Genomic DNA, 23,798 nt, shown 5'->3' on the forward strand with positions numbered 1-23,798 from the left:
TAATTAAATTCTCTGTATAGTAGAATTACAAAACGAAAAAGCCATGCTACAACTAAATCTAGCCATTGTATTTGTGCCATTTTTAGCTACTTCATACTATATTAAGACACCGTTTTAAGTCATTAAAATGATAACAACTTATATGGCCTTGTAAAATATGATTTATTAGTCTTCAACCGGTTCCATTAATTCATACCCTTGATTGATTCCCTTTTCTATAGCTGGGACTCCACGTTCCATCCATATAGGCTTAGGGTCTCCCTTAAGATAGTAATCAAAAAACTGTGCCATCCTGATATTAAAATCGATTCTATTTTGCCATTTCAATGGCCAGTGTGGTTCGTCGTTGTAATTTAAAAACCACGCTGGTTTACCTAATCTACGAAGTGATACAAAGAATTCGATTCCCTGATACCATGGGACATGGCCATCAGCATCATTATGCATAATCAATAATGGCGTATTTATCTTATCGATGTTGAAAATCGGTGAATTTTCAATATAACGTTGTGGGTATTCCCAGGGTGTACCCCCTATTCTACTTTGGGTATGTTCGTATTGGAATTGGCGGCTCAGGCCTGTCCACCAGCGTATGCCACCATAAGCACTTATCATATTGGGTACAGGAGCACCTGATTCAACAGCTTTAAAAATATTTGTCTTGGTCACTAAATAAGCAATTTGATAACCTCCCCAACTATGTCCCTGAGCACCAATATTATCTTTGTCTACAAAGCCTTTATCAATTAAAGCGGTTATACCAGGAATCACGCAGTTAAATGCACTTTCACCAGGATAGCCATCTCTGTAATATACATCTGGGTTAAAAATCAAATATCCACGGCTAGCATAAAAACTGTAATTAATGGTGCTTCGGCCATAAGATGGTGGACGATGGCGATACAACCCATCTGAACTCTTTTCATAGAAGTTCACAATCATAGGATACTTCTTGTTCGGGTTAAAGTCTTCAGGTTTTATAAGTAACCCTTTAAGAGGTTTACCGTCAAGTGATACCCATTCCACCATTTCGGCAGTTCCCCAGTTATAATTTGATTGTTGTGGATTCGCTTCCGATATTTTATTTGGAGATTTGAATGATAAATCTGAGCTCCAAAGGTTGGGAAACTCGGTAAATGATTCTCTAGTAAACAACAACCGTTGCTTTTTATCCTCTTGGGCTAGTAAGGGCCGTCCATATGCGTAGGGGCCTTCTATCAATTGTTTTCCTACTTTTCTCTTAGGATTGTAACTATAAAAGCCGTCGTATTTAGTCTCTTCATTGAAGGTGCTCAATAGCCAGTTATCAGAATTAGAAATTGAACGTTCCTCATTATTTAATTTTAAGTATCTGTAACGTAGCTTCTCATTTCTACCATTGGTGAGTTTTTCAGAAGCCCCTGTATCTGGATTGAAAGACCAAATATCATAACGATCGTAGATTAAAAATGCCTTATCACCCTCAGTCCAGCCTGCAGAACCATAGCTGTAAGGATCGTCGGGATAATCATGGAGTTCGTTATAAAACTGGCGGTCCTTGGTCAAAGCTTTATATTTAAGTGTTTCCAAATTATAGGTAAACCAAGTACTGTCTTTCCGGCTATAACCGTAAAGGTATTTACCTTCAGGACTGAGGGATGAACCGCCATATACCTTGTCACCTAAAGCTGTGCGTTTACCTGTTTTGAGGTCAACCTTTTGCAAATCCATAGGCAATTGTGCCGTCCATTGACTTTGAAGTTGGTAGGGCGTACTGTTACCAATGACAGCATAAGTACTGTTGCCTTCATTACCATAACGTGCCAAATCATATTCAGGATTGGCGATTTGAACAAATTGATTGGATTTAAAATCATATAAAGATAGATAGGCTTTCTTTTGATCCTCCTTAACACCCATTTCCTGAACCGTATAAAGCCTAGGTTCATCATAGGTCCAGACCTCAACATTAACAATTTCTTCTTCCAATAAAGTAGTATCCTGTACAATGGGTGTGGTTCTAACTCCAAAGAACAAGCGTTCTTCACTTTTTGAAAACCGAAGGGATTCATCGCTTGATACTAACATTTTGGAAGGGTTTTCTTCTGACGCCACAATCTGCTCAGCTGCATTATCTCCTTGGTTCCAGGCATAAAGACTAGGTTTTTTAATTAGGCTTTTAGTGGAATCGGCATCGACCACAAAACCCACACGTTTACCAGACTCTGAAATGGCCAATTGTGGATATTTGGTCTTCTCATGGCTTTCAAATAAAAAAGTACTGTTGGCCGCATTTACATCATAATAATAAACCCCACCTTTGGTTATACTGTCCTCTCCAGAAGTGGCATAAGTTAAATACCTTCCTTTCTTTGCCATAGCATATTTATGAACATATTTTAAGGTATCCTCCACCCCTTTCTCCAAATCTCTAATTACTAAATGAAACCCGTTGTCTTTAGAAACCTTCTTAACCTTATTTTTGGTCTTTAAAGTATCCTTTTCTTTACTTTTGATACTATCCTTTGGTGTTTCAACGGGTTCCAACATATAAGCCACAATTCCAGACCATTTTTCTGGAAATTTGTAAGATTTCACATTGGGAATCTTCGTTATACGATTGTTTCTGATGTTGTATATTACTAAGGTGTCTTTCGGAAGATTTTCCTTTTTTACTTTACGACGTTTCATTTCTGTAATGCTGTCTGTCCAGGCATTGACAGCAAAACCAACATATTTGGAATCGTAAGTAAATTCACCACCTTTACTGCGCTCATAACTTAGCAGTTCATTTCCTTTTACGGTTTTAATCTTAATAGTTTGGTCTTTCTCGCCTTTTTCAAGAGCATAAAGTACGTGGTCACCAGAATTAGAAATAGCATTATTTCTAATGCGATTCCACAAGGCTTTATCCTCTTGTTGTAACACTTTCTTTTGTGCCTTTACAGCAGCAGTGCAGCATAAAATAAATAGAATTAACAAGGGTCTCATAAAAGAAAAAGAATTTAGTTTTTGTTTTCGTATCCTCTACCAGGTGTATAAGGTGCACCAGAATTGATGAGTTGTTGTTCCAAGGCTTTAAGATTTTCATTAAAAATTCGTTCCATCTTAGCTTTTATCTCTATGACTTGTTTTTCAGCAATGGCATAGCTATCTCGATGCGTTTGTGTTGGTGTTGCGGTAGAATACTTCTGTTCATACCCTATAGTTCCCAAGCGGTCAGCCGGTGAGGGTGGTTGATCTAAGTCCAAACGGTTTTTTACGGGGTCACCATACATAGCAATTTGCACTTCATCTAACTGTTTTTCAATAGTCACTACTTCACTAGACAATGGTCCTAGGGGCTGTTCAGATCTTTTAATTGCGGCTTTGATGTAGTTTAACCTCATTCGAGATTCTGACAACAGCTTCTCCGCAATTCCGAAGTTAGCTTGAAGTTTGGCCAACGCTTTCTGGAAGGCTACTTTTTCAGCCCTATTTTCAGCTGGCATCTCTACATTTTCCAAGGCCTTAACCTCAAAATTAACAGAATCTGTTAAGGTCTTTAATTGACCATCTTTTAACAAGGCCATTTCTACGGAATACGTTCCAGGCGCTACCAGAGTTCCTTCATCTCGTCCGCCAAAAGGATTATAAAAAGAAGGTGTGCTTAAATCTATGGGGTCCTGAAGTGTATATCGTAAATCCCAATGAAAACGCTGTAGCCCTTTCTTGACTGGTTTAAATTCCTTTTTAACCACAGTACCACGATCGTCCTTAATGGTAAAAATTAGTTCTTCCTCTTTTTCATTAACCTCTGCTTTTAATTCCTCATAGTTAGGATAAGGTGTGTCTGAACCGGCCTTTATTAATTCCTGTTCCTTTTTTTGGCGTTGACTTTTCAATGATTCATAATCTGAATTATAATAGTAAGTTATCATGGCCTCAGGGCCAAGATTGGGTGCGGTATAAAAATTATCACCTTGAAAAGACTTCCCAGGTAATCCCAAGGGACTACTTTGCTCCCACATCAATGCCGTCCTAATCGGAAATAGTTTAGCGTCCTCCGTAGGCTCAGCGTTTTCAATGCTTCTTAAAACTGAGTAATCATCCATAACATAGAACCCTCGGCCAAACGTTCCTAAAACCAAATCACCTTCACGTTCTTGAATGGCTATATCACGCACAGCAATAGTTGGTAGGCCAGCCTTTAGTTGTTTCCAATGCTGACCCTGATCTGGTGAAAAGAAAGCTCCAAATTCTGTCCCTACAAATAGCAGGTCTTTGTCCACATGATCCTCTTCAATAGCATAAACACTTCCGCGCTCAGGAAGATTGGATTGAATCGCCTTCCAATTTTCGCCCTTGTTGCTTGATTTAAATATATAAGGTTTAAAGTCACCGTATTTGTGATGGTTGAAAGCCACATAAATCACATTTTCGTCGTGTTTTGACAAGAATACACTATTCACATAAGACTGATTTGGCGCCCCCGAAATACCTGAAATTTTACGCCAGCTTTCACCTCCATCTTTAGAGATATGAATCAATCCGTCATCTGTTCCAGCAGCTAAGAGATTTTTATTTAAAGGTGATTCTGAAAAAGCAACCACACTACCATAAGGGGATGTGGAACCATTTTTCATAACCGCATCTATACTGACTACACGATCGTAGACTTTTAAGGTATTTCTATCAATCTGCTGGGACAGGTCTTCACTAATTACCTCCCAACTATTTCCGTAATCATCAGACCTAAATACTTTATTGGCAGCGAAATATAAGCGCCCAGGTACATGTTGGCTAACTACTAGAGGCGCATCCCAATTAAAACGATACGCATCTTCCCCTTTTCTGGCCTTTGGCTGAATCCCTACTTTCTCACCACTCTTCTTATCATAGCGCACTAGAAACCCATATTGTGATTGTGCATATACAATGTTAGGATTATTTGGATCTATCTGCGATTCAAACCCATCACCGCCATTGGTAATGAACCATTCTGAATTTCTTATGCCATGTTCGGTCAATACTCTTGAGGGCCCACCCAAACTAAAGTTGTCTTGCGTGCCACCATAAATGTTGTAAAAAGGATAGTCATTATCCACTGCCACTTTGTAAAACTGAGTCACCGGTAAGTTTTTCTTAAAATCCCAAGTCTTGGCAGCATCAAAAGTTTCATAAATGCCGCCATCACATCCAACAATCCAATGCTCATTGTTATTTGGATTGATCCACATACAGTGATTATCAACATGCTTTGTGTTTTCACCAACCAATTCAAAACTTTTGCCTCCATTATGTGTTACTGCCATCCAAGTATCCATGGAATAAACCGTGTTTTCATCTACCGGGTCCGCAATAATTTCCTGGTAGTAATTCCCACTTGTGACATGTGAACTTCGTTTTTCCCAGCTAGCCCCGCGGTTTGTAGATGCAAAAAAGCCCCCTTTGCCGTTCGCAGCCTCTACGATAGCATATATAATTTCAGGATTAGCTGGTGAAATGGCTAAACCAATACGCCCCAACTCTTCATTCGGTAAACCGTTCTGTATTTTTTCCCAAGTAATACCGCCGTCTACACTTTTGTGTAATCCAGACCCTGGTCCACCTCCGACATAAGTATACACATGACGTCTGCGTTGTAAGGTAGAGGCATAGAGCACATTAGGATCTCTTGGGTCCATAACCACATCATTTACCCCTGTATGTTCATTCACCTCTAACACGGCCTTCCATGTTTCTCCGCCATCTTCGGTTTTATAAAGTCCGCGTTCCCCGCCTTTTCCCCATAAAGGTCCGATTGCCGCCACATAAACGATATTGGAATTTTCTGGGTGTACAATAACCTTTCCGATATGCTCAGAGGTCTTTAAACCCATATTCTTCCATGTTTTACCACCATCTATAGACTTGTAAACCCCGTCACCATAAGCTACGGATCGCTGGTTGTTATTCTCGCCAGAGCCTACCCAAATGACGTTATTATTGTTAGGATCTAGGGCAACACATCCTATAGAATAGGAACCTTGTCCATCAAAAATTGGTTCGTAAGTCACTCCGGCATTAACAGTTTTCCACACACCACCAGCTGAGGTAGCAACATAGTATTCAAATGGGTTGCTAGGGTTTACGGCGAAGTCAGAAATCCGTCCTGATGTTAATGCAGGACCGACATTACGCCATTTTAAACCTGAAAGGTCCATAGATTCTAATGGTGTTTTTTCTTCCGATTTTTGTTTAGACTTTTTTTGGGCGGTACTGACTAAGCTGAAACTTAGTGCCATACTGAGCACTAGTATTAACGATATTCTCATAATTAAAAATGACTATTAATGGTATTAATCTTGTTTTATGGGGAGTTTTATGTGCGAAGGGTATTGTTTTGAGTGGTGAATAGAATTATGGGCTACAACGCCTTCTGATTCGTCATAGTTGTTTCCGCCAGTATTGAGGTTTCTTGCAAATCTTGGAAAGTTACTACTCGAAATCTCAATACGTAGGCGATGTCCTTTCTTAAAGTAATTACTTGTAGCCATTGGCGTTAAATCAATTTTATAAATCTCACCCTTCTTCATAAACACTTCGTTATCGTAACCATTTCGATATCGCGCACGTTGAATGGTTTCATCTAAATTGTAAGCTGTTCCATCAGGATATACATCAATGAGCTTAATTGTGAAATCCGTATCCTTCACATCAGAAGACACGTAGAGCGTGCTTTCAATAAATCCGGTTACTTCCACACCTTCTTTTAGTTCATCAGAGGTATATACCAAAATATCATTTCTAGTCTCCATAACCTGTTGGTCGAAAGCCCCACCTTGCACGGCATTTCCAGTACAACAAACGTTTCCACCGTAAGAAGTTACAGGATTCATTGGGTCATAGGTAAAAGAGTCCGGGTTATCTTTACGAGGCATCTTAGTGCTTAAAACGCCATCACCATATAGGCTATTGGCCATCCCACCACTATTTAAGTAATAGGTCACCTGTCGCGTATCTTCTGGTGGCCATTGTTCGGAGGATTGCCAAGTGTTACTACCCATTGTGTAGTATTGAACTCTTGGGGTATTCTCATTAAAGTTTGTGTTTTCACCCTTTAACCACCAATCAAACCAATCATAAATTTGCTCCTCATAGTTGAGTCTGGCATCCCCAACATTGCGTTCTCCAACCATAGTATTTTCTGTGGCTCTGGTGTAGCGACAATGCAATACAGGCGCAATAACCATATATTGATTATCTCTTACCTCTGCATCTTCAGCATTGTTTCTGACGTGGTTGAATAGTGCTAGATTAGGACTTATAGATACATCATACCAAGATGCAAACCAAAAACTAGGAACCCCAAATCCCATATCGTCATGATAAAGTCCACCATTATACCATTCAGTATCATTGGGTTTACGACGTACCATTTTATCAAATATTTCTCGCTTACCGTTTATATTTTGCAAAATATCCTGAATTGGCAGGTGCTTTAATGCCTCGGCCATGTCTACACGAGGATTTTCAGGGGCTAAATCATAAAATCTTGATATTCTTATTAGATCTTCCTGCGTGGCTCCAGCTGGAATTCGCGGTTTGAATTTATCGTGTTCCACACCGTATAACCATGAAAAGAAAAGCATCTGTTCTACGCCTCCACGGTACCAGTTTCCTTGCTCATAAAAATTTCCCACACGACCTACGCCGGCACCATAAGCCTGAGGCACCATGGCAGCATGTGAAGGATGGTCTAAAGCGGCCACTGCCATCTGCCACTCAGCTGTAGATGAACAACCAATAGTCCCAATTTTTCCATTAGACCAAGACTGATTACTCATCCAAGAAAAAGCATCGTAACCATCGGTTAGTGGAACGCCAAGTATGTCCCACTCCCCTTCAGAAAAATAACGCCCACGCTCATTTTGAACTACATAGGCATAACCTCTTTTTACGGCTTCGTAAGCTTGTTGGACGGTTCTAGTGCGTTGCTCGCCATCTCCCCAAGAATTAAAGTTGTACGGCGTTCTAGAAAAAATAATAGGAACTTTTTCTTCTGTTTTGGGGCGATATATATCTGTGGCAAGTCGTACCCCATCGCGCATAGGCATCATAATTTTTTGGTCAATAACAGCAATTTCTTCAAGCTTTTCCAGGATATCATTCTGAGCCTGAAATTGGTAGAAGAATATTGAGATAAACCAAACGACGCTTAACCTAGTAATAAATTTCATAAAAAAGTAATTGATTAAATGAGAAAGACACAAGATAATCAAAAATTACTTCTCTAATTCTGGTTTTTTTTGTTTTAATTATAAGCCAGGTTTCAATAGAAGAACCCGCGGATAGATTGTATTTAAGTAATAAATGATTTCAAATAAAAGTACTATGCATCTATCTTAAATTTAAAAAACAGCCTAGAAGGTTCAATGACTGTTTTTATCTAAAAGATTTACTGGAAAATAGGCTGTGAAAATCAGCACATTAGTGAATTTTAAGCTTCTAGTCACATATGGGCAAATTATCTACATCTATATTTTGTATTTCATAAGTTTCAATCGATGTTTCTACCAATTGACCACTCGCATAAACGTTAGATTCTATTTCCAAAATATCTCCCTCAATTTGAAAAGTAACTATACTGTAGATATCCAAATCGGTTAATGTGATTCTTATCTCAAAAATATCTTCTAAATTTTCAGTAACTTCAACTGTAATCTCAGTAGGCGGCAATTCATCTAAGTCATCAAATAAATCTAGTTCATTTATGTTAACTAAATAATAGTCATAACAATCTCCTGCAGAAAAAGATTCCCATAGCTCTGCTGGAGTCGTCTCATTATTTAAAATCCTGACATATTCAATGTAATCATCACCAGTCCATTGCCAAACTGTTCCCTCGTATTTTTCTAAAAAGGTTTGTGTTATAATATTATTACCACCATCGTCATCACTTGAACACGATGCTAAAATCACAAGACCTATTAAAAGTGCATAAAGTATCTTTATTTTTTTCATCACTAAAGGTTTTAAATTTGAATAATATTAGTTCAAATAGAATTATCATAAAATGACCGAGGTCATTATATTTTATAGTAGTAATGGGGAAATTCAATGAAACACACATTCATATGTTTTGATTTAACATTTACCCTTAAAATGATTGGAACTGGCTCTGGAACTTATATTATCAAATAGACTTGAAATATAAGGATGCTATGAAATTTTAGTAGTGTGCACCATTAAACATCTCAAAAAATGTGTACACTTAGAGAAAACAAAAAAGAGCAATCATTTGATTTACAAATAATTACTCTTTTTTAAGTACTGAAGGCGGGACTTGCCTTAGGCGAGTCCTGTATCAACATTGTGAGAAAAGCCAAACTTATACTTAAGTTACTTTTTTCGTTTTCATAATAGGCCCAAAACAATTGTTTCGATCCATTTGAAAACGAAAAAAGCCGAAACTTTCGTTTCGGCTTTTCATCTGTACTGAAGGCGGGACTTGAACCCGCACGGCCATAATGGCCATTGGATTTTAAGTCCAACGTGTCTACCAATTCCACCACTTCAGCATCTCAGCTATAAATTATAACTGAATTGGTATATCTTTTAGAGCGAAAGACGGGATTTGAACCCGCGACCCTCACCTTGGCAAGGTGATGCTCTACCCCTGAGCTACTTTCGCGTAGTCCTATATAATGGACAAATCGCTACAAAAGCGGATGCAAATTTAAACTATTTCTTATAAATCCAAAGACTTTTTTAAAATAAATAGGGCGGAATTAAGCCTGTTTTTTCTTCACTAACATGCGCTTAATTTCATTCAATTTCATCAACGCCTCAACAGGTGTTAACGTATTGATATCTAAATGTAAAATTTCATCCTTAATCTCTTGAAGCAAAGGATCGTCTAAATTGAAGAAACTCAATTGCACATCGTCTTTTAAGGTTTTTACCTTATCTAGTAATTCATCACTTGAATGCGACTTCTCAAGCTTTAGCAATATTTTATTAGCGCGATGAATCACTTGTTGTGGCATACCCGCCATTTTCGCAACATGAATTCCAAAACTGTGTTCGCTACCGCCTTCAACCAATTTACGCACAAATAGCACCTTGTTCTTTAATTCTTTTACGGAAACATTGAAGTTTTTAATCCTATCAAATGATTCTGTCATTTCATTGAGTTCATGATAATGTGTGGCAAACAGAGTTTTAGGTTTTGCAGGGTGCTCGTGCAGATATTCACTAATTGCCCAGGCAATAGAAATGCCGTCGTAAGTGCTGGTTCCTCGTCCTATTTCATCTAACAAGACCAAGCTTCGTTCAGAAATGTTATTGAGAATAGATGCTGTTTCATTCATCTCAACCATAAAAGTAGACTCACCCATGGAGATATTATCACTAGCTCCAACGCGAGTAAAGATTTTATCCACTAAACCAATCCGTGCTTCTCTTGCTGGCACAAAACTACCAATCTGCGCTAATAATACTATCAATGCGGTCTGTCTTAAAATTGCAGATTTTCCCGACATGTTAGGACCGGTAATCATAATGATTTGTTGTGACTCCCTATCGAGGAAGATGTCATTAGCAATATAGGGTTCACCAATTGGCAATTGCTTTTCTATGACAGGATGACGACCATCTTTAATCTCTAAATCAAAACTATCGTCTATTAGTGGGTAGTTATATTTATTAGATTTTGCCAAACTTGCAAACCCGCAGAGACAGTCCAATTGCCCTATCAATTTTGCATTTTGTTGCACTTTTATAATAAATTGGTGCATCCATAACACCAATTCTGAAAACAGCTGTTGCTCAATCGCCAGGATACGTTCTTCCGCACCAAGTATTTTAGCTTCGTACTCTTTAAGTTCTTCAGTGATATAACGCTCTGCATTGACAAGAGTTTGTTTTCTTGTCCACTCTGCCGGAACTTTATCCTTGTGCGTATTTCTCACCTCAATATAATAACCAAATACATTATTTGAAGCAATTTTGAGAGAAGGTATGCCTGTGCGCTCACTCTCACGCTTAAGCATGGTGTCTAAATAAGTTTTTCCAGATTGCGATAAACCCCTAAGTTCATCTAACTCCTGAGAAAACCCTTCAGCAATTGTGTGCCCTTTGAGTACATTAACCGGCGCTTCCTCGTTTAGGGTTTGCTTAATTTTTTCTCTTAGTAAATCGCAATTATTAAGATTTTCGCCTAAAACTTTCAAGGCGTCATTACTACAAGACTGAGCAGCTGACTTGATTGGCACAATAGCTTCCAATGAATTTTTGAGCTGAATGACTTCTCTTGGACTAACCTTGGTCGTAGCAATTTTAGATATTAACCGTTCAATATCACCAATATGCTTTATTTGACCTTGAATTTTTTGAAGCATGAGTTCATTCTCCAATAAAAACCTTACCACTTCATGGCGCTGTTTTATTCTATCTGCATGTTTTAAAGGTAGGGCAAGCCAGCGTTTTAATGTCCGACCACCCATAGCGGAAATCGTCTTGTCAATAACATTTATAAGTGTAACCGCATTAGTATTGGTGGATTGGTAGAGCTCTAAATTCCGAATGGTGAATTTATCCATCCATACATAATCGTCTGCCGGAATTCTTGAAACCGTTGAGATATGCTCCAATTTGTTATGACGTGTTTCACTTAAATAATGAAGTACCACACCAGAGGCGATAATGCCTTCGTATAAATCTTCAATACCAAACCCTTTTAAAGTTTTTGTATTAAAATGTTTTGTTAGGGTTTCATAGGCATAATCTGCTTGAAATACCCAATCTTCTAAATAAAACTTATGAAAGTTGTCACCAAAGATGTCGGTAAATTCCTTTCTAGCTTTCTTCGAAATTAAAACCTCACTTGGATTAAAATTCTGAAGCAACTTGTCTATATATTCAGCATCCCCTTGAGAGGTTAAAAATTCTCCCGTAGAAATATCTAAAAAAGAAACCCCTATGTTACGCTTATCAAAATACACGGCTGCTAAAAAATTATTGGATTTAGAATGCAGAATATCATCGTTGAAAGCTACTCCAGGCGTTACTAGTTCGGTAACCCCTCGTTTTACAATCTTTTTGGTTTGTTTTGGATCTTCCAATTGATCACAAATAGCTACCCGCTCACCAGCTCTGACCAGTTTAGGCAAGTAGGTATTTAGTGAATGATGTGGAAAACCCGCAAGCTCTGTTTCGCTTTCACTGCCAGCTCCCCGCTTTGTTAAAATAATATCTAAAATCTTAGAGGCCTTAACCGCGTCGCTACCAAAGGTTTCATAAAAATCACCAACCCTAAACAATAACAATGCATCAGGATACTTTGCCTTTATGGCATTGTACTGCTTCATTAGTGGTGTTTCTTTTTTTGAGGTTTTTGCCAACTCTTTTTGTGTATTTTTGCTATTATGCTAAGATTGCTAATGTAGCTAATTAGCCTTGTTTTATAAAGTCAATAGAATAGAAGTTATCTACAAAAACCTCAAGATTTCAACATGCGAAAATTAAAAAATAGCGAGTTAAAACGCTTGGATATTTCAGAATTTAAGCAAGTAAGGAAATCTCCTTTAATTATTGTTTTAGACAATATTAGAAGCCTCAACAATATAGGTTCGGTATTTAGGACAAGTGATGCGTTTTTAATTGAAAAAATTTATCTCTGTGGGATAACTGCCCAACCACCTCATAATGATATTCGTAAAACAGCTCTTGGAAGCACCGAGACTGTAGATTGGGAATACTTTGAAAACACATTAGATGCTCTTAATTATTTGAAATCTAAAGACGTGAAAATTTGCTCGATTGAGCAAGCCGAAAACGCAACAATGCTGAATGATTTTACACCTCAACCTAATACTAAATATGCTTTTGTTTTTGGAAATGAGGTAAAAGGTGTGTCTCAAAAGGTAGTTGACACGAGTGATTTTGTTATTGAAATCCCTCAATATGGCACAAAGCATTCCTTAAATATTTCGGTCAGCGCTGGTGTCGTAATTTGGGATGTGTTTTCAAAAATTAATAGTTTAAAATCATGAAAATAACCTATAAAAAAACCTTATCAATATCATTACTGATTATTGGAATAGTCGTTATCTTATTTTCTACTGGATCTTCAGTTTTAACCTATAATGTAATTGGAATTCCTGCGGGAAATCTTATAGTTTGGATTGGTTTTATTTCGCTTCAATTAGGTGCTTACGCCTTAAAAAAAGGTTTTAAAGCAAGCAGCTCCTTAATCGGAAAATTGATGCGTTACCTCATGCTATTCTTAATTGGAGTTTCTTTTTTATGGTTTGGTATTGCATACTTAATTTCAGGTAATTTAGCCTTCAATTTCAACTCCAATGCCAGTGGATATTTTGGAAGTCCAAAGGCCTCAATTCTATATTGGAATATCATTTACACTTTAGTAATTGCACCAATCGCCCTTTTGATTTTATATTCCCTTTTACGTTATTTTGAGCACTTAAAAGAACGTTGACAAATGTCGTATTCTAAAAAGTTAAAAACACCCTGGTCCACCAAAGATGTTATGAATCAGATTTACGATAAACATCTTTGGGGCGGCATTGAGTTTGATTTTTATTCTGGTGAAGGTTCTCATAATTTAAAAATTACAAGTCCTTATATAGATGCGGTTAGAGATTTTTTAAAATCACAAAATAATTCATTAACAGTTTGTGATTTAGGTTGTGGTGATTTTAATATTGGTAAACATTTTGTAGAGTACACCTATAAGTATACAGGCATTGATATTGTTGAAAGTCTGATAGAACGAAACAAGGCAATATTTAAAGCAGATAATTTAGAGTTTCATTGTTTAGATATTTCAAAAGACAAGCTACCAAAAGCTGATTGCGTTATCTTGAGACAAGTGCTGCAACATTTGTCTAATCCAGAAATCAAGAACGTGGTAAATAAGCTTACCAATTACAAATACATTATATTAACCGAGCATTTGCCCCTTGGTGATTTTGAGCCAAATAAAGACAAAATTGCCAGTCAAGGTATACGCTTAAAACAAAATAGTGGTGTTGATATTTTAGCATCACCGTTTAATTTAGAAATTATAGAAGAAGTGATGCTTCTCAATATTGTTCTAGAGTCCAATAGAGATTGTATTGCAACGAGCATATACAAATGCTTTTAAACACAGTTCTCTAATTATTTTTCTGGTTTAATGCCACAGCTAAAGGTTCGTGACACAATATGATGTGAAATTCACTTTAGAGGTACAGCCATAACTGAAGTTGAGCAATAACCCATAAAATTGATGGTTAATAATGAGGAGTTATCCCTGATATGCTAAGCAAGTTAAAAATGACTAAAACTCAAATAATTTTGATTGATGTCCCGCAATCGCTGTATGCATAAAAAATAGTCGCTTAAGCAAATTACCTAAGCGACCATTAATTAGTAATATCCTTTTATTATAGTTTCACTGTTAGCCCAAGGCCACCTGTTGCGCCTTGCGTATTTCCTCCTCCAAATTCTAAATAAATCCCCCATTTGTCATTCCAGAACCATCGACCACCAACATGTAGCCCTATATCTAAATCATTGTCGTCATTTCCATCTCCATTATAAAATGCATAACCAGCACCCGCTCCGCCATACACATCCCATGCATCATCGGTTAAGTCAAATAAATTATCGAAATAGTAATTAGCTTTTACCCCTAATGTTAACCAATCGAGATCTAAGTTTGTTCCTGCAAAAGGCGCAATGGTAATATCATCACTTACCGGAATTTCATAGTTAGCACCGATAATACCAAAATTTAATTCGGTTCTTGCCTGACTATACATGCTGGTTGTAGCAAACATCAGCACAAATAGAAGTAATAAAGTGATTTTTTTCATAATGGATTATTTTAAACGTTGTTCAATTTACTTAACAAGTATCTAAATTAGAGAATTTCCATAACAATACCTAACTATTTATTTCACTTAGCAACCACAAATAATCTTCACGCTTCTTTACAAAATCACGATCTGAAATATCAATGATTTTGACATTCAATTCGGTTTGGTTTCTTAAAAAACTGAGGTAACCCGAATTGATCTTTTCAAGATATTCATCTTGAATCTCCTTCTCATACTTGCGACCACGTTTTTTAATGTTTTCTTGAAGACGCTCAGTATTCTGGTAGAGATACACATACAAATCAGGTCGTGCAATATCTTTATATACTTGATAAAACAGTTTACGATACAGTCTAAACTCATCTTCAGGTAATGTTACCTTTGAAAAGATTAAGGATTTATGAACATCATAGTCACTAACCAAAAAATCTTTAAACAAATCTAATTGTGATAAATCGTCACTTATTTGCTGGTATCTATCAGCAAGAAAAGACATTTCTAAGGTAAAAGCATAGCGTTCTGGTTCCTTATAGAACTTTGGTAAAAAAGGATTATCAGCAAACCGTTCTAAAACAAGTTTGGCATTGAAATCATTTGAAATTCTAGTTGCCAAACTGGTTTTACCTGCACCGATATTACCCTCTATAGCAACATAGTTGTGCTGTGTAAATGTGTAACGCTTTTTCGGATTCTTCAACCAAATTCTCGCGGGCTCAATAATGGACGGGTCTTCGCATTCCGCAAGTAATTGCCCAATTGATTTTTTAAGTTTTGGATGTGCCAATTCTCCCTCTAGATCGTTTAAGGGTCTTAAAACAAACTTGCGCTTATGCAGCTCCGGATGAGGAACGACTACATTTTTTTCGCTTATGACCTCATCCTCAATGAGTAAAATATCCAAGTCTATTTCACGCGATTCATAACCCGATTTTGTTTTTGCAGAACGCCCCAATTGTTTTTCGATCTCTTGTAAGGCTTTTAACAGTTTCTTGGGCGATAAATGCGTTTCAACTTTAATACAAGCGTTATAGAAATTTTCACCATCAAAACCTAGCGCAGGAGTTTCATAGATCTTTGATATTTTTTTTACCGCGCCTATAGTTTCAAAAATAGCGTCAATGGCAGACTGCAAAAAATATACCTTATCGCCTTTATTACTTCCTAGCCCTATATAAACGGTCTTGTTTGGTACCATAAAAAACAAAATAACTAAAAGAAATATTAATAGGTTATCTTTGCGCAAACAACTTATTGACAAATTTTAATGCCACTTAAAGACAAGCTTTTAGCCCAACGGATTTACCTCTTATTGGGCGCACTTTTTATAACCTCACTGGTTGTTTCAAATCTAATTTTTCAAAAGTTTTTTTATTGGTATCCCTTTAACTTAGAAGTTTTTGATACGCAGTTATTTGAAATATCAGTAGGTATTTTACCGTACCCAATTACCTTTTTGATTACTGACCTTATCAGTGAAATCTATGGGAAAAAGAGAGCTAATGAAGTGGTCATAGCCGGCATTTTCGCTTCATTTTTTTCCATGTTGATTATCTATACCGCAAACGCTGTACCCGCTACACCATGGTCACCCGTTCAGGACGATATGTTTACCAGAGTTTTCGGAAGCACTGCCATTGCCGTATTTGCTAGCATGATGGCATATCTTTTAGCTCAGTTTGTAGATATTCATATTTATCACTTCTGGAAGAATCTTACAAAAGGCAAATACCTCTGGTTGCGAAATAATTTTTCTACATTTTCATCTCAATTTGTGGACACTGCTGCGGTACTAATTCTACTGTGCAGCTTTGGAAAAATTGAATGGGAACAGTTCATGGGGCTGCTTATTGCAGGCTTCTTATTTAAGGTAATGATAGCGGTCTTCGATACGCCGTTTTTATATCTTGGCGTTTTTCTGTTCAGAAAACGTTTTAAGCTCAAGGTAAATGAAGAAATTGATCTTACCTAAGAGTTAACACACCTTTAAAATCTTGCTAAAGTTAGCTATAATCACAACTATTCTGGTCAATTTTGCGTATACTATATAGATATAACATTAAACGCGAATAGCAACCATAATGAAGAAGTTTTTCAAAATTTTAGCCCTATTGTTATTTATTTTCATCGCTATTCTTATAGCGGTTCCCTTTGTGCTAGAATCTAAAATAGATACAATAGTTCAAAGTTATGCAGACAAAAACTTGGACGCTGATTTAAGTTTTGACAATATTAGTCTAAGTCTCATTAGTAGTTTCCCCAGTGCAGAAATACATGTGGAAAATCTAAAAATTACAAATCGTGCTCCATTTAAGAATGAAACTTTAGCAACAGTAAAAGATCTCTCCTTTGCAATGCCAATTGGTGAGTTGTTTAAAGGCAAGGAAAATCCACTCATAGTAAATGAGATTGTTGCAAAAGAGCTACTCCTAACCCTAAAGACGAATACGAATGGTACAGACAATTATGACATTATAAAGGAAAATGGAAGTTCATCCAAACCTGAAACCACAAATTCTGAATCCTTTAGTTTTGATATTCAAAATTACGAAGTAAACAATAGCGTCTTAACTTATATCGACGAAGAAAGCAATACTACATTTCATATCACGGAATTAAACCACAGTGGTAAGGGCATCTTCTCACAAGATCTTTCCCAACTAGAAACCAATACAGAAGCTAGGATCAGCCTTTCTATTGATAGCACTGCCTATTTAAGCAACACAAGACTTAAACTGGCTGCCTTAATTGACCTGAATTTAGAGGACGACATCTATACATTTAAGGACAACAAAGGATTTATTAATGCCTTGCCCCTCGAGTTGGAAGGCTTTGTGAAACTCGTCGAAGATGGTCAAGAATTAGACCTTAAATTCAGAAATCCTGAATCGTCCTTCAAGGATTTTCTTGCCGTAATGCCTGAGGAATACACAAAAAATATTGAAAACGTCTCAACTACTGGGAATTTTACCTTAAATGGCGCGATTAAAGGACTTCTTTCCGAAGAAACCATACCTACATTCGATATTAGTATGCAGTCGGATAACGCTTCGTTTAAATATCCCGATCTTCCCAAACAGGTAGATAATATAGAACTTCAAGCGCATATTAAGAATACCACAGGAAATACGAAAGATACCTATGTGGACATCAATACCTTAAATTTTAAAATTGATGAAGATGTTTTTAAATCTGAGGCCCATATCAAAAACCTTACAGAAAACATAACTGTTGATGCTTTTTTAGACGGTGTTTTAAACCTCGCTAATATTTCTAAAGCTTATCCCGTTTCCCTAAAGAATCAACTTAGCGGGATTTTAAAAGGACAACTCAACACCTCCTTTGATATGGAAGCTATAGAGACTAACAACTTTCAGCGCATTAAAAGCAATGGTAACATTTCTATGCAAAATTTAGTGTTTTCTTTATCAGACTTTGAGAATCCTATTCAAATCAACACTGCAGAATTAAGTTTTAAACCTGGCACTGTTACTCTGAAAGGTTTAGAGGCCGTAACCGGAGAAAGTGATTTTTCAGCAGTTGGAAAAATAAATAACTTATTGGGTTTCCTCTTGAGCGACAAAAATCTTCAAGGTAACTTTAGTATTAACTCTAATATTTTTTCTGTTGCTGACCTCCTGGTTAAGAATGAAACCCCTACCAATGGAAGTGAAAAAAAATCTTCTTCTAGTGCAGCCTTTAAGATTCCAGGGTTTTTGGATTGTACTATAGCCGCAAAGGCCAATACCGTTATTTATGATAATTTGCAATTGAAAAATGTAAAGGGCCAACTACTAATAAAAGATGAAAAGGCCAACCTTAGCAATATGACTACCGATATTTTTAATGGCCAAATTGCTGTATCTGGAAATGTATCAACACAAGGTGTTCAACCAGATTTTGACTTAAAATTGGGCATGAAAAATTTAGATATTTCACAATCATTTAGTGATTTAAAAATACTAAAGGCCATGGCACCCATAGCTAAGGTACTTGAAGGAAAGCTCAATTCGACCATTGATATTAGTGGCCTGTTAGATTCTAGTTTTTCACCGGATTTAGCGACGATTTCCGGTAACACATTGGCGGAAATCCATACTACAAGCATTAATACCAATGAGAGCGCCATATTAACTAGCCTAGACAACAATCTCAATTTTATAGACTTAACAGATTTAAATTTAAATGATGTTAAAGCTAGTCTCAGTTTTGAAAATGGCCAAGTAATGGTGAAGCCTTTTACCATTAACTATAAAGATATACCGATTGAGATTTCAGGCACCCATAGTTTTTCGAGTGCTATAAACTATAGAGCTGTTTTGCAGGTACCTGCCAAATATTTAGGCAGTGACGTAAATCGTTTAATTGGTCAAATTAACGATTCAGAGGTGAATAAGGTTTCGATACCAATTACAGCAGCTATTAAAGGCACCTTCAAGCAACCAAAAATCTCTACAGATTTATCTAGTGGTGTCAGTAATCTCACGAAACAGCTCATAGCTATACAAACACAAAAATTAACCAATCAGGGTAAAGACAAATTAAATGATTTATTAGGTGGTGTATTAGGAAATTCGAAAGCAGATAGCCCTAACCCAAATAACACAGAAACAGATAGTTCCAAAAGCACATCTGTAAAAGGTGATATTGAGAAAAACGTAAAGTCAGTACTAGGTGATATTATCAGTGGAAAAACGAAACCTAAAAAGAAAAAAGAACTTGATTCCACAAAAAATAAATAAATCTTAGCCGATTAGAGGTAATTTTTGCCAAATTTTGTTAATTATTGCCTAATTTCTTGCTTTTCTTAATTATTAAGTTAAGTTACGGGTTCACTAATTTTAAAATTATACATGAGGCAATTAAAAATCACCAAGCAGGTTACCAACAGAGAAGACAAATCCTTAGATAAATATCTACAAGATATAAGTAAGATTCCGTTGATAACTGCAGATGAAGAAGTTGAATTAGCACAGAGGATAAAGAAAGGTGACCAAGAAGCCCTAGAGAAATTAACTACAGCAAATTTAAGGTTTGTGGTTTCCGTAGCTAAGCAGTACCAAAATCAAGGCTTAAAATTACCTGATTTAATAAATGAAGGTAACGCTGGTTTGGTTAAAGCAGCTAAACGTTTTGATGAAACCCGAGGTTTCAAATTTATTTCCTATGCCGTGTGGTGGATTAGACAATCCATTTTACAGGCCTTGGCAGAACAATCAAGAATTGTAAGGCTACCTTTAAATAAAATCGGAACAATAAATAAAATTAACAAAACGTATTCACATCTGGAACAAATTTACCAACGGCCGCCAAATGCTGAGGAAATAGCTAGGGAGCTTGATATTAGCATACGGGAAGTAAAGCAATCCATGAAAAATTCTGGACGTCACTTATCCATGGATGCTCCTTTGAAGGACGGAGAAACATTCAGCCTATACGATGTGGTCAGCGAAAAAGATTCTCCGAGACCGGATAAAGACTTAATGCACGATTCTCTTCAAATTGAGATTCAGCGCGCTTTAGAAACCCTTACACAAAAGGAAAGTGATGTTATTCGCTTGAATTTTGGAATAGGCAATCAACCACCGATGTCATTGGAAGAAATTGGAAGTATTTACGATTTAACAAGGGAACGAGTGCGTCAAATTAGAGAGAAAGGTATTAGACGCTTAAGACATGCCAGTAAAAGTAAAATATTAAAAACCTATTTAGGATAATTAATTTTTTATTTTCAAATAGTTAGGCTATATTTGCGACCCATTTACGGAAATAGACAAAGACATTACGCCATATGATTAAAATAGAAATTAAAGAAGGAGAAAATATAGAACGTGCTCTTAAACGTTACAAGCGTAAGCACAGGAACGTGCAGATTATGCAAAACTTAAGAGAATCTCGTTATTTTACAAAGCCTTCTGTTAAGCGAAGAAGAGAGATTCAAAAGGCGCAATATATTCAGAACTTGCGTGATCAAGAAGATATATAAATGTAATTTAATATATAACAAAAAGAGCAACTTAAATAGTTGCTCTTTTTTTTTGCAAAAGGATTTGCTCTACCTGAATTTTTCTTTCTCAATTAAAACCTCGAATGGCTCAACAGGTCTGTCTTCATAAAAATTCTCAAAGGTTTTGTCTGTTGTGTAGTCATCGGTCAATACTTTATATACCATTACTACCAATAAAATTTGGCCTAGTACGGTTAAATAGAATATCCAATTAAATGGAAAATCCATTGCGCACATTATGGTAATCGTAATTAGCAACAGCGTTGTAATTGCTATATATGGGAATGGAGATGATTTCATTTTTACTTATTTTGTTTAAAAATAATTAAATATGATTAAACAAAATAATATTTAACGCAATCCTAACAGGTTAGTATGGGGTCATCTCAACAACGAGTCCTTCATTGCTTCTAACGTTAAAAACACTATCATCATCAAAAATGAGATATTGCCCTTTTATGCCAACTAGTTTACCAGTATAAACTAAGTCCTTATTTAAATTTAGACTTTTGGGTTTCTGAGGGTATTTTTCAACTGGAAAATGCAAGTGTGTCTCAGACATATTATCAATAAAATACGTTTTGACCTCATCGGGTATATAGGCTTTAAGCTCCGAACGCCAAGCTAAAAGGTCTTCATCTTTAATGTTATTTTTCAACATATTCCTCCAATTCGTTTTATCGGACACATGTTCTTTCAACGCCACTTCAGTAATTCCGGCTAAATAGCGGTTCGGTACTTCCACAATCTCAATGGCCTCGTGCGCGCCTTGATCTATCCATCGTGTTGGTACTTGGCTTTTACGGGTAACACCGACCTTAACGTTACTCGAGTTAGCCAAATAAACAATATGGGGCTGTAGCTGTACCTTTTTTTCATAGTCTAAATCCCTATCCTCTTTCCCTAAATGCGCCATACTCAACTCTGGCCTCATAATCCAGTCGCCAGCTAATGGCTTTTCAAAAAAACAGGTTTTACAAAACCCTTGTCTAAAAATAGGTCGGTCTAAACCACAGCTCAAACATTGTTCTCCAACCTTTTTAATATCAATGGTTTTGTTCAATAATTGATTAACGTGGATAAAGTCACTTTCAAATACCAAATAATACTGGATAGGATCTAGAAACTCTGTCTGCATTTTAGTGAGAACACCTTTATAAACCATGAAAGAAATTTAGTATTTTTAGCATTAATTAGTATCGTAAAGATAACCAATACATGCCAATTCCAATTGTTAATTCTATTGCTTCATGGTTTTTAAAAAAGCGGTTTCACCAGATTGAACTATTTTTAAAATACCCAAATGAAGTACAAAATGAATTGCTGTTCAGCCTGCTCAAATTATCTAAGGATACCGAGATTGGAAAGCAGTATGACTTTGCTTCTATTAAAACCTATCAAGACTTCAATGACCGTGTTCCGATAGTAGACTACGAAACCATTCAACCTTTAGTGGAGCGCTCGCGTAATGGCGAGCAAAATATTTTTTGGCCACGACCCATAAAGTGGTTTGCGAAATCTAGCGGTACCACCAATGCAAAGAGCAAATTTATTCCAGTAAGCAATGAGTCGCTCGAAGACTGCCACTACGCGGCAAGCAAGGATTTACTCTGTATGTACTTAAATAATAATGAAGACGCACTGCTCTTTACTGGAAAAAGTTTACGCCTAGGCGGAAGCAAGGAGTTACACAGAGAAAATGGAACCATATTTGGTGACTTAAGCGCCATTTTAATTGACAACATGCCATTTTGGGCCGAGTTTAGTAGCACACCCAGTAACAAGGTATCCTTAATGAGTGAATGGGAAACAAAAATGCAAGCCATTGTTGATGAAACCATAAACGAAAATGTGACTAGCCTAGCTGGTGTGCCCTCTTGGATGCTTGTTTTATTGAATAACGTTCTAGACAAAACAGGAAAGGACAATCTATTTGAGGTATGGCCTAATCTTGAAGTATACTTCCACGGTGGTGTGAGTTTTAATCCTTATATAGAGCAATACAGAGCCATTTTGCCCTCAAAAAAATTCAAATATTACGAAATCTACAATGCATCCGAAGGCTTCTTTGCTATTCAGGACCAAAATTATTCGGGCGATTTACTTCTGATGCTAGATTATGGCATTTTCTATGAATTTATTCCAATGGATAGTTATGGTACTGAGACACAAAAAGCAATTCCATTAAGCGACGTAAAACTTAACACCAATTATGCCCTTGTCATAACCACTAACGCTGGCTTATGGCGCTATAAAATAGGGGACACCATTAGATTTGTTAGTCTAAACCCGCACAGAATTAAAGTTACGGGGCGCACAAAACATCATATCAATGCTTTTGGTGAGGAACTCATCATAGAAAATGCAGAAGATGCCTTAAAAAAAGTCTGTAAACGCACCGCAGCAGAAATTGTTGATTATACGGCGGCTCCTATTTTTATGAACGGAAAGGAAAAGGGTGCTCACGAATGGATTATTGAATTTAAAACACCTCCAAAAAATATCGATTATTTTAGTGAGCTTTTTGACAATGCCCTAAAATCGCTCAATTCCGACTATGAAGCTAAGCGCTACAATAACATGACGCTTAATAAACCTAAAATCCATATAGCTAGGACTCATCTCTTTTACGATTGGCTTAAAGAAAATAATAAGCTCGGGGGACAGCATAAGGTGCCAAGATTATCCAATTCACGAGAGTATGTTGAGGAATTATTGCGTTTAAATGAGCTTTAAACTGGCCTCCAGTATTTATTCTAAAATTTATTTAGGCTATTGCGAGCCGTTTCATGTAGTAAAAAGAACTTGGTTTTTATCGAAAATAAATGCACGTTCAAAACACATATCGAAATAACCTTCAGTTTAGCCAGTATTTATGAAAATAAAGGCTCATATAACTATTTGCGTCTATATTCGTAATAAATACAACCGCATTTAATGACTTAACCTAAATTTCAATTAATGCAATA

At 36.6% G+C, this 23,798-nt stretch carries 17 protein-coding genes and 2 tRNA genes; 8 read left to right on the forward strand and 11 right to left on the reverse strand.

Features of this window, described 5'->3' with window-relative positions:
• Positions 1 to 165: 165 nt before the first annotated feature.
• The 7 genes from CA834_RS12975 to mutS form a co-directional block, all read right to left on the reverse strand.
• On the reverse strand, positions 166 to 2,970 hold the full coding sequence (locus CA834_RS12975) for an alpha/beta hydrolase family protein (RefSeq protein WP_094969144.1): 2,805 nt from the start codon (positions 2,968 to 2,970) through the stop codon (positions 166 to 168).
• 14 nt (positions 2,971 to 2,984) lie between these two features.
• The gene (locus CA834_RS12980; RefSeq protein WP_094969145.1) at positions 2,985 to 6,275 is read right to left on the reverse strand and encodes a glycosyl hydrolase; all 3,291 of its coding nucleotides are present in this window, start codon (positions 6,273 to 6,275) and stop codon (positions 2,985 to 2,987) included.
• 24 nt (positions 6,276 to 6,299) lie between these two features.
• Positions 6,300 to 8,180, reverse strand: coding sequence for a CocE/NonD family hydrolase (locus tag CA834_RS12985; RefSeq protein ID WP_094969146.1), 1,881 nt, complete (start codon positions 8,178 to 8,180; stop codon positions 6,300 to 6,302).
• Between the two features lie 268 nt (positions 8,181 to 8,448).
• On the reverse strand, positions 8,449 to 8,964 hold the full coding sequence (locus CA834_RS12990; protein ID WP_094969147.1) for a hypothetical protein: 516 nt from the start codon (positions 8,962 to 8,964) through the stop codon (positions 8,449 to 8,451).
• A 472-nt stretch (positions 8,965 to 9,436) separates the two neighbouring features.
• A tRNA-Leu gene (locus CA834_RS12995) sits at positions 9,437 to 9,521 on the reverse strand.
• Between the two features lie 41 nt (positions 9,522 to 9,562).
• Positions 9,563 to 9,634: transfer RNA gene (locus CA834_RS13000), tRNA-Gly, on the reverse strand.
• 97 nt (positions 9,635 to 9,731) lie between these two features.
• Positions 9,732 to 12,344, reverse strand: coding sequence for a DNA mismatch repair protein MutS (gene mutS / locus CA834_RS13005; RefSeq protein WP_094969148.1), 2,613 nt, complete (start codon positions 12,342 to 12,344; stop codon positions 9,732 to 9,734).
• 111 nt (positions 12,345 to 12,455) lie between these two features.
• Between mutS and CA834_RS13010 the strand changes: the two genes are divergently transcribed.
• From CA834_RS13010 to CA834_RS13020, 3 genes are read left to right on the forward strand one after another with little or no spacing between them, the layout of a single operon-like run.
• Positions 12,456 to 12,995, forward strand: a complete 540-nt coding sequence (locus CA834_RS13010) for an RNA methyltransferase (protein WP_094969149.1) — start codon at positions 12,456 to 12,458, stop codon at positions 12,993 to 12,995.
• Positions 12,992 to 13,441 carry a hypothetical protein gene (locus tag CA834_RS13015; RefSeq protein ID WP_094969150.1) on the forward strand — a complete coding sequence of 150 codons (450 nt, stop codon included), beginning with the start codon at positions 12,992 to 12,994 and terminating at the stop codon, positions 13,439 to 13,441. Before CA834_RS13010 ends, CA834_RS13015 begins: the two co-directional genes overlap by 4 nt.
• 3 nt (positions 13,442 to 13,444) lie before the next feature.
• The gene (locus CA834_RS13020) at positions 13,445 to 14,110 is read left to right on the forward strand and encodes a class I SAM-dependent methyltransferase (RefSeq protein ID WP_240507601.1); all 666 of its coding nucleotides are present in this window, start codon (positions 13,445 to 13,447) and stop codon (positions 14,108 to 14,110) included.
• A 280-nt stretch (positions 14,111 to 14,390) separates the two neighbouring features.
• On the opposite strand, the gene CA834_RS13025 is transcribed toward CA834_RS13020, so the two are convergent.
• Together CA834_RS13025 and folK are read right to left on the reverse strand one after the other, a co-directional pair.
• On the reverse strand, positions 14,391 to 14,822 hold the full coding sequence (locus tag CA834_RS13025; RefSeq protein ID WP_133085503.1) for a hypothetical protein: 432 nt from the start codon (positions 14,820 to 14,822) through the stop codon (positions 14,391 to 14,393).
• Between the two features lie 70 nt (positions 14,823 to 14,892).
• Positions 14,893 to 16,020: a 2-amino-4-hydroxy-6-hydroxymethyldihydropteridine diphosphokinase gene (folK, locus tag CA834_RS13030; protein WP_094969152.1), complete on the reverse strand. Its 1,128-nt coding sequence runs from the start codon at positions 16,018 to 16,020 to the stop codon at positions 14,893 to 14,895.
• 69 nt (positions 16,021 to 16,089) lie between these two features.
• Between folK and CA834_RS13035 the strand changes: the two genes are divergently transcribed.
• The 4 genes from CA834_RS13035 to rpsU all read left to right on the forward strand — a co-directional run bounded on the left by CA834_RS13035 (position 16,090) and on the right by rpsU (position 20,808).
• Positions 16,090 to 16,794, forward strand: coding sequence for a queuosine precursor transporter (locus tag CA834_RS13035; RefSeq protein ID WP_094969153.1), 705 nt, complete (start codon positions 16,090 to 16,092; stop codon positions 16,792 to 16,794).
• 109 nt (positions 16,795 to 16,903) lie between these two features.
• On the forward strand, positions 16,904 to 19,564 hold the full coding sequence (locus CA834_RS13040; RefSeq protein ID WP_094969154.1) for an AsmA family protein: 2,661 nt from the start codon (positions 16,904 to 16,906) through the stop codon (positions 19,562 to 19,564).
• Between the two features lie 111 nt (positions 19,565 to 19,675).
• Positions 19,676 to 20,539 carry a sigma-70 family RNA polymerase sigma factor gene (locus tag CA834_RS13045; RefSeq protein ID WP_094969155.1) on the forward strand — a complete coding sequence of 288 codons (864 nt, stop codon included), beginning with the start codon at positions 19,676 to 19,678 and terminating at the stop codon, positions 20,537 to 20,539.
• 74 nt (positions 20,540 to 20,613) lie between these two features.
• Positions 20,614 to 20,808, forward strand: a complete 195-nt coding sequence (rpsU, locus tag CA834_RS13050; RefSeq protein ID WP_094969156.1) for a 30S ribosomal protein S21 — start codon at positions 20,614 to 20,616, stop codon at positions 20,806 to 20,808.
• Between the two features lie 69 nt (positions 20,809 to 20,877).
• Here the strand turns inward: rpsU and CA834_RS13055 are convergent, their stop codons facing one another.
• On the reverse strand, positions 20,878 to 21,129 hold the full coding sequence (locus tag CA834_RS13055; RefSeq protein ID WP_094969157.1) for a hypothetical protein: 252 nt from the start codon (positions 21,127 to 21,129) through the stop codon (positions 20,878 to 20,880).
• 70 nt (positions 21,130 to 21,199) lie between these two features.
• Positions 21,200 to 21,994 carry a DUF2797 domain-containing protein gene (locus CA834_RS13060; protein WP_094969158.1) on the reverse strand — a complete coding sequence of 265 codons (795 nt, stop codon included), beginning with the start codon at positions 21,992 to 21,994 and terminating at the stop codon, positions 21,200 to 21,202.
• A 53-nt stretch (positions 21,995 to 22,047) separates the two neighbouring features.
• Here CA834_RS13060 and CA834_RS13065 point away from each other — a divergent pair, with 53 nt between their 5' ends.
• Entirely contained in the window at positions 22,048 to 23,565 is a 1,518-nt protein-coding gene (locus CA834_RS13065; protein ID WP_094969159.1) for a GH3 auxin-responsive promoter family protein, read from the forward strand.
• Positions 23,566 to 23,798: the final 233 nt, after the last annotated feature.

Source organism: Winogradskyella aurantia (assembly GCF_002266855.1).
GTDB classification, from domain to species: Bacteria; Bacteroidota; Bacteroidia; order Flavobacteriales; family Flavobacteriaceae; genus Winogradskyella; species Winogradskyella aurantia.

Excerpts from the sequence above, each read along its gene's own strand:
- CA834_RS12975 (WP_094969144.1), bottom strand. The coding sequence starts at position 2,970 with ATGAGACCCTTGTTAATTCTATTTATTTTATGCTGCACTGCTGCTGTA.
- CA834_RS12980 (WP_094969145.1), bottom strand. The coding sequence starts at position 6,275 with ATGAGAATATCGTTAATACTAGTGCTCAGTATGGCACTAAGTTTCAGC.
- CA834_RS12985 (WP_094969146.1), bottom strand. The coding sequence starts at position 8,180 with ATGAAATTTATTACTAGGTTAAGCGTCGTTTGGTTTATCTCAATATTC.
- CA834_RS12990 (WP_094969147.1), bottom strand. The coding sequence starts at position 8,964 with ATGAAAAAAATAAAGATACTTTATGCACTTTTAATAGGTCTTGTGATT.
- CA834_RS13010 (WP_094969149.1), top strand. The coding sequence starts at position 12,456 with ATGCGAAAATTAAAAAATAGCGAGTTAAAACGCTTGGATATTTCAGAA.
- CA834_RS13015 (WP_094969150.1), top strand. The coding sequence starts at position 12,992 with ATGAAAATAACCTATAAAAAAACCTTATCAATATCATTACTGATTATT.
- CA834_RS13020 (WP_240507601.1), top strand. The coding sequence starts at position 13,445 with ATGTCGTATTCTAAAAAGTTAAAAACACCCTGGTCCACCAAAGATGTT.
- CA834_RS13025 (WP_133085503.1), bottom strand. The coding sequence starts at position 14,822 with ATGAAAAAAATCACTTTATTACTTCTATTTGTGCTGATGTTTGCTACA.
- folK (WP_094969152.1), bottom strand. The coding sequence starts at position 16,020 with ATGGTACCAAACAAGACCGTTTATATAGGGCTAGGAAGTAATAAAGGC.
- CA834_RS13035 (WP_094969153.1), top strand. The coding sequence starts at position 16,090 with ATGCCACTTAAAGACAAGCTTTTAGCCCAACGGATTTACCTCTTATTG.
- CA834_RS13040 (WP_094969154.1), top strand. The coding sequence starts at position 16,904 with ATGAAGAAGTTTTTCAAAATTTTAGCCCTATTGTTATTTATTTTCATC.
- CA834_RS13045 (WP_094969155.1), top strand. The coding sequence starts at position 19,676 with ATGAGGCAATTAAAAATCACCAAGCAGGTTACCAACAGAGAAGACAAA.
- rpsU (WP_094969156.1), top strand. The coding sequence starts at position 20,614 with ATGATTAAAATAGAAATTAAAGAAGGAGAAAATATAGAACGTGCTCTT.
- CA834_RS13055 (WP_094969157.1), bottom strand. The coding sequence starts at position 21,129 with ATGAAATCATCTCCATTCCCATATATAGCAATTACAACGCTGTTGCTA.
- CA834_RS13060 (WP_094969158.1), bottom strand. The coding sequence starts at position 21,994 with ATGGTTTATAAAGGTGTTCTCACTAAAATGCAGACAGAGTTTCTAGAT.
- CA834_RS13065 (WP_094969159.1), top strand. The coding sequence starts at position 22,048 with ATGCCAATTCCAATTGTTAATTCTATTGCTTCATGGTTTTTAAAAAAG.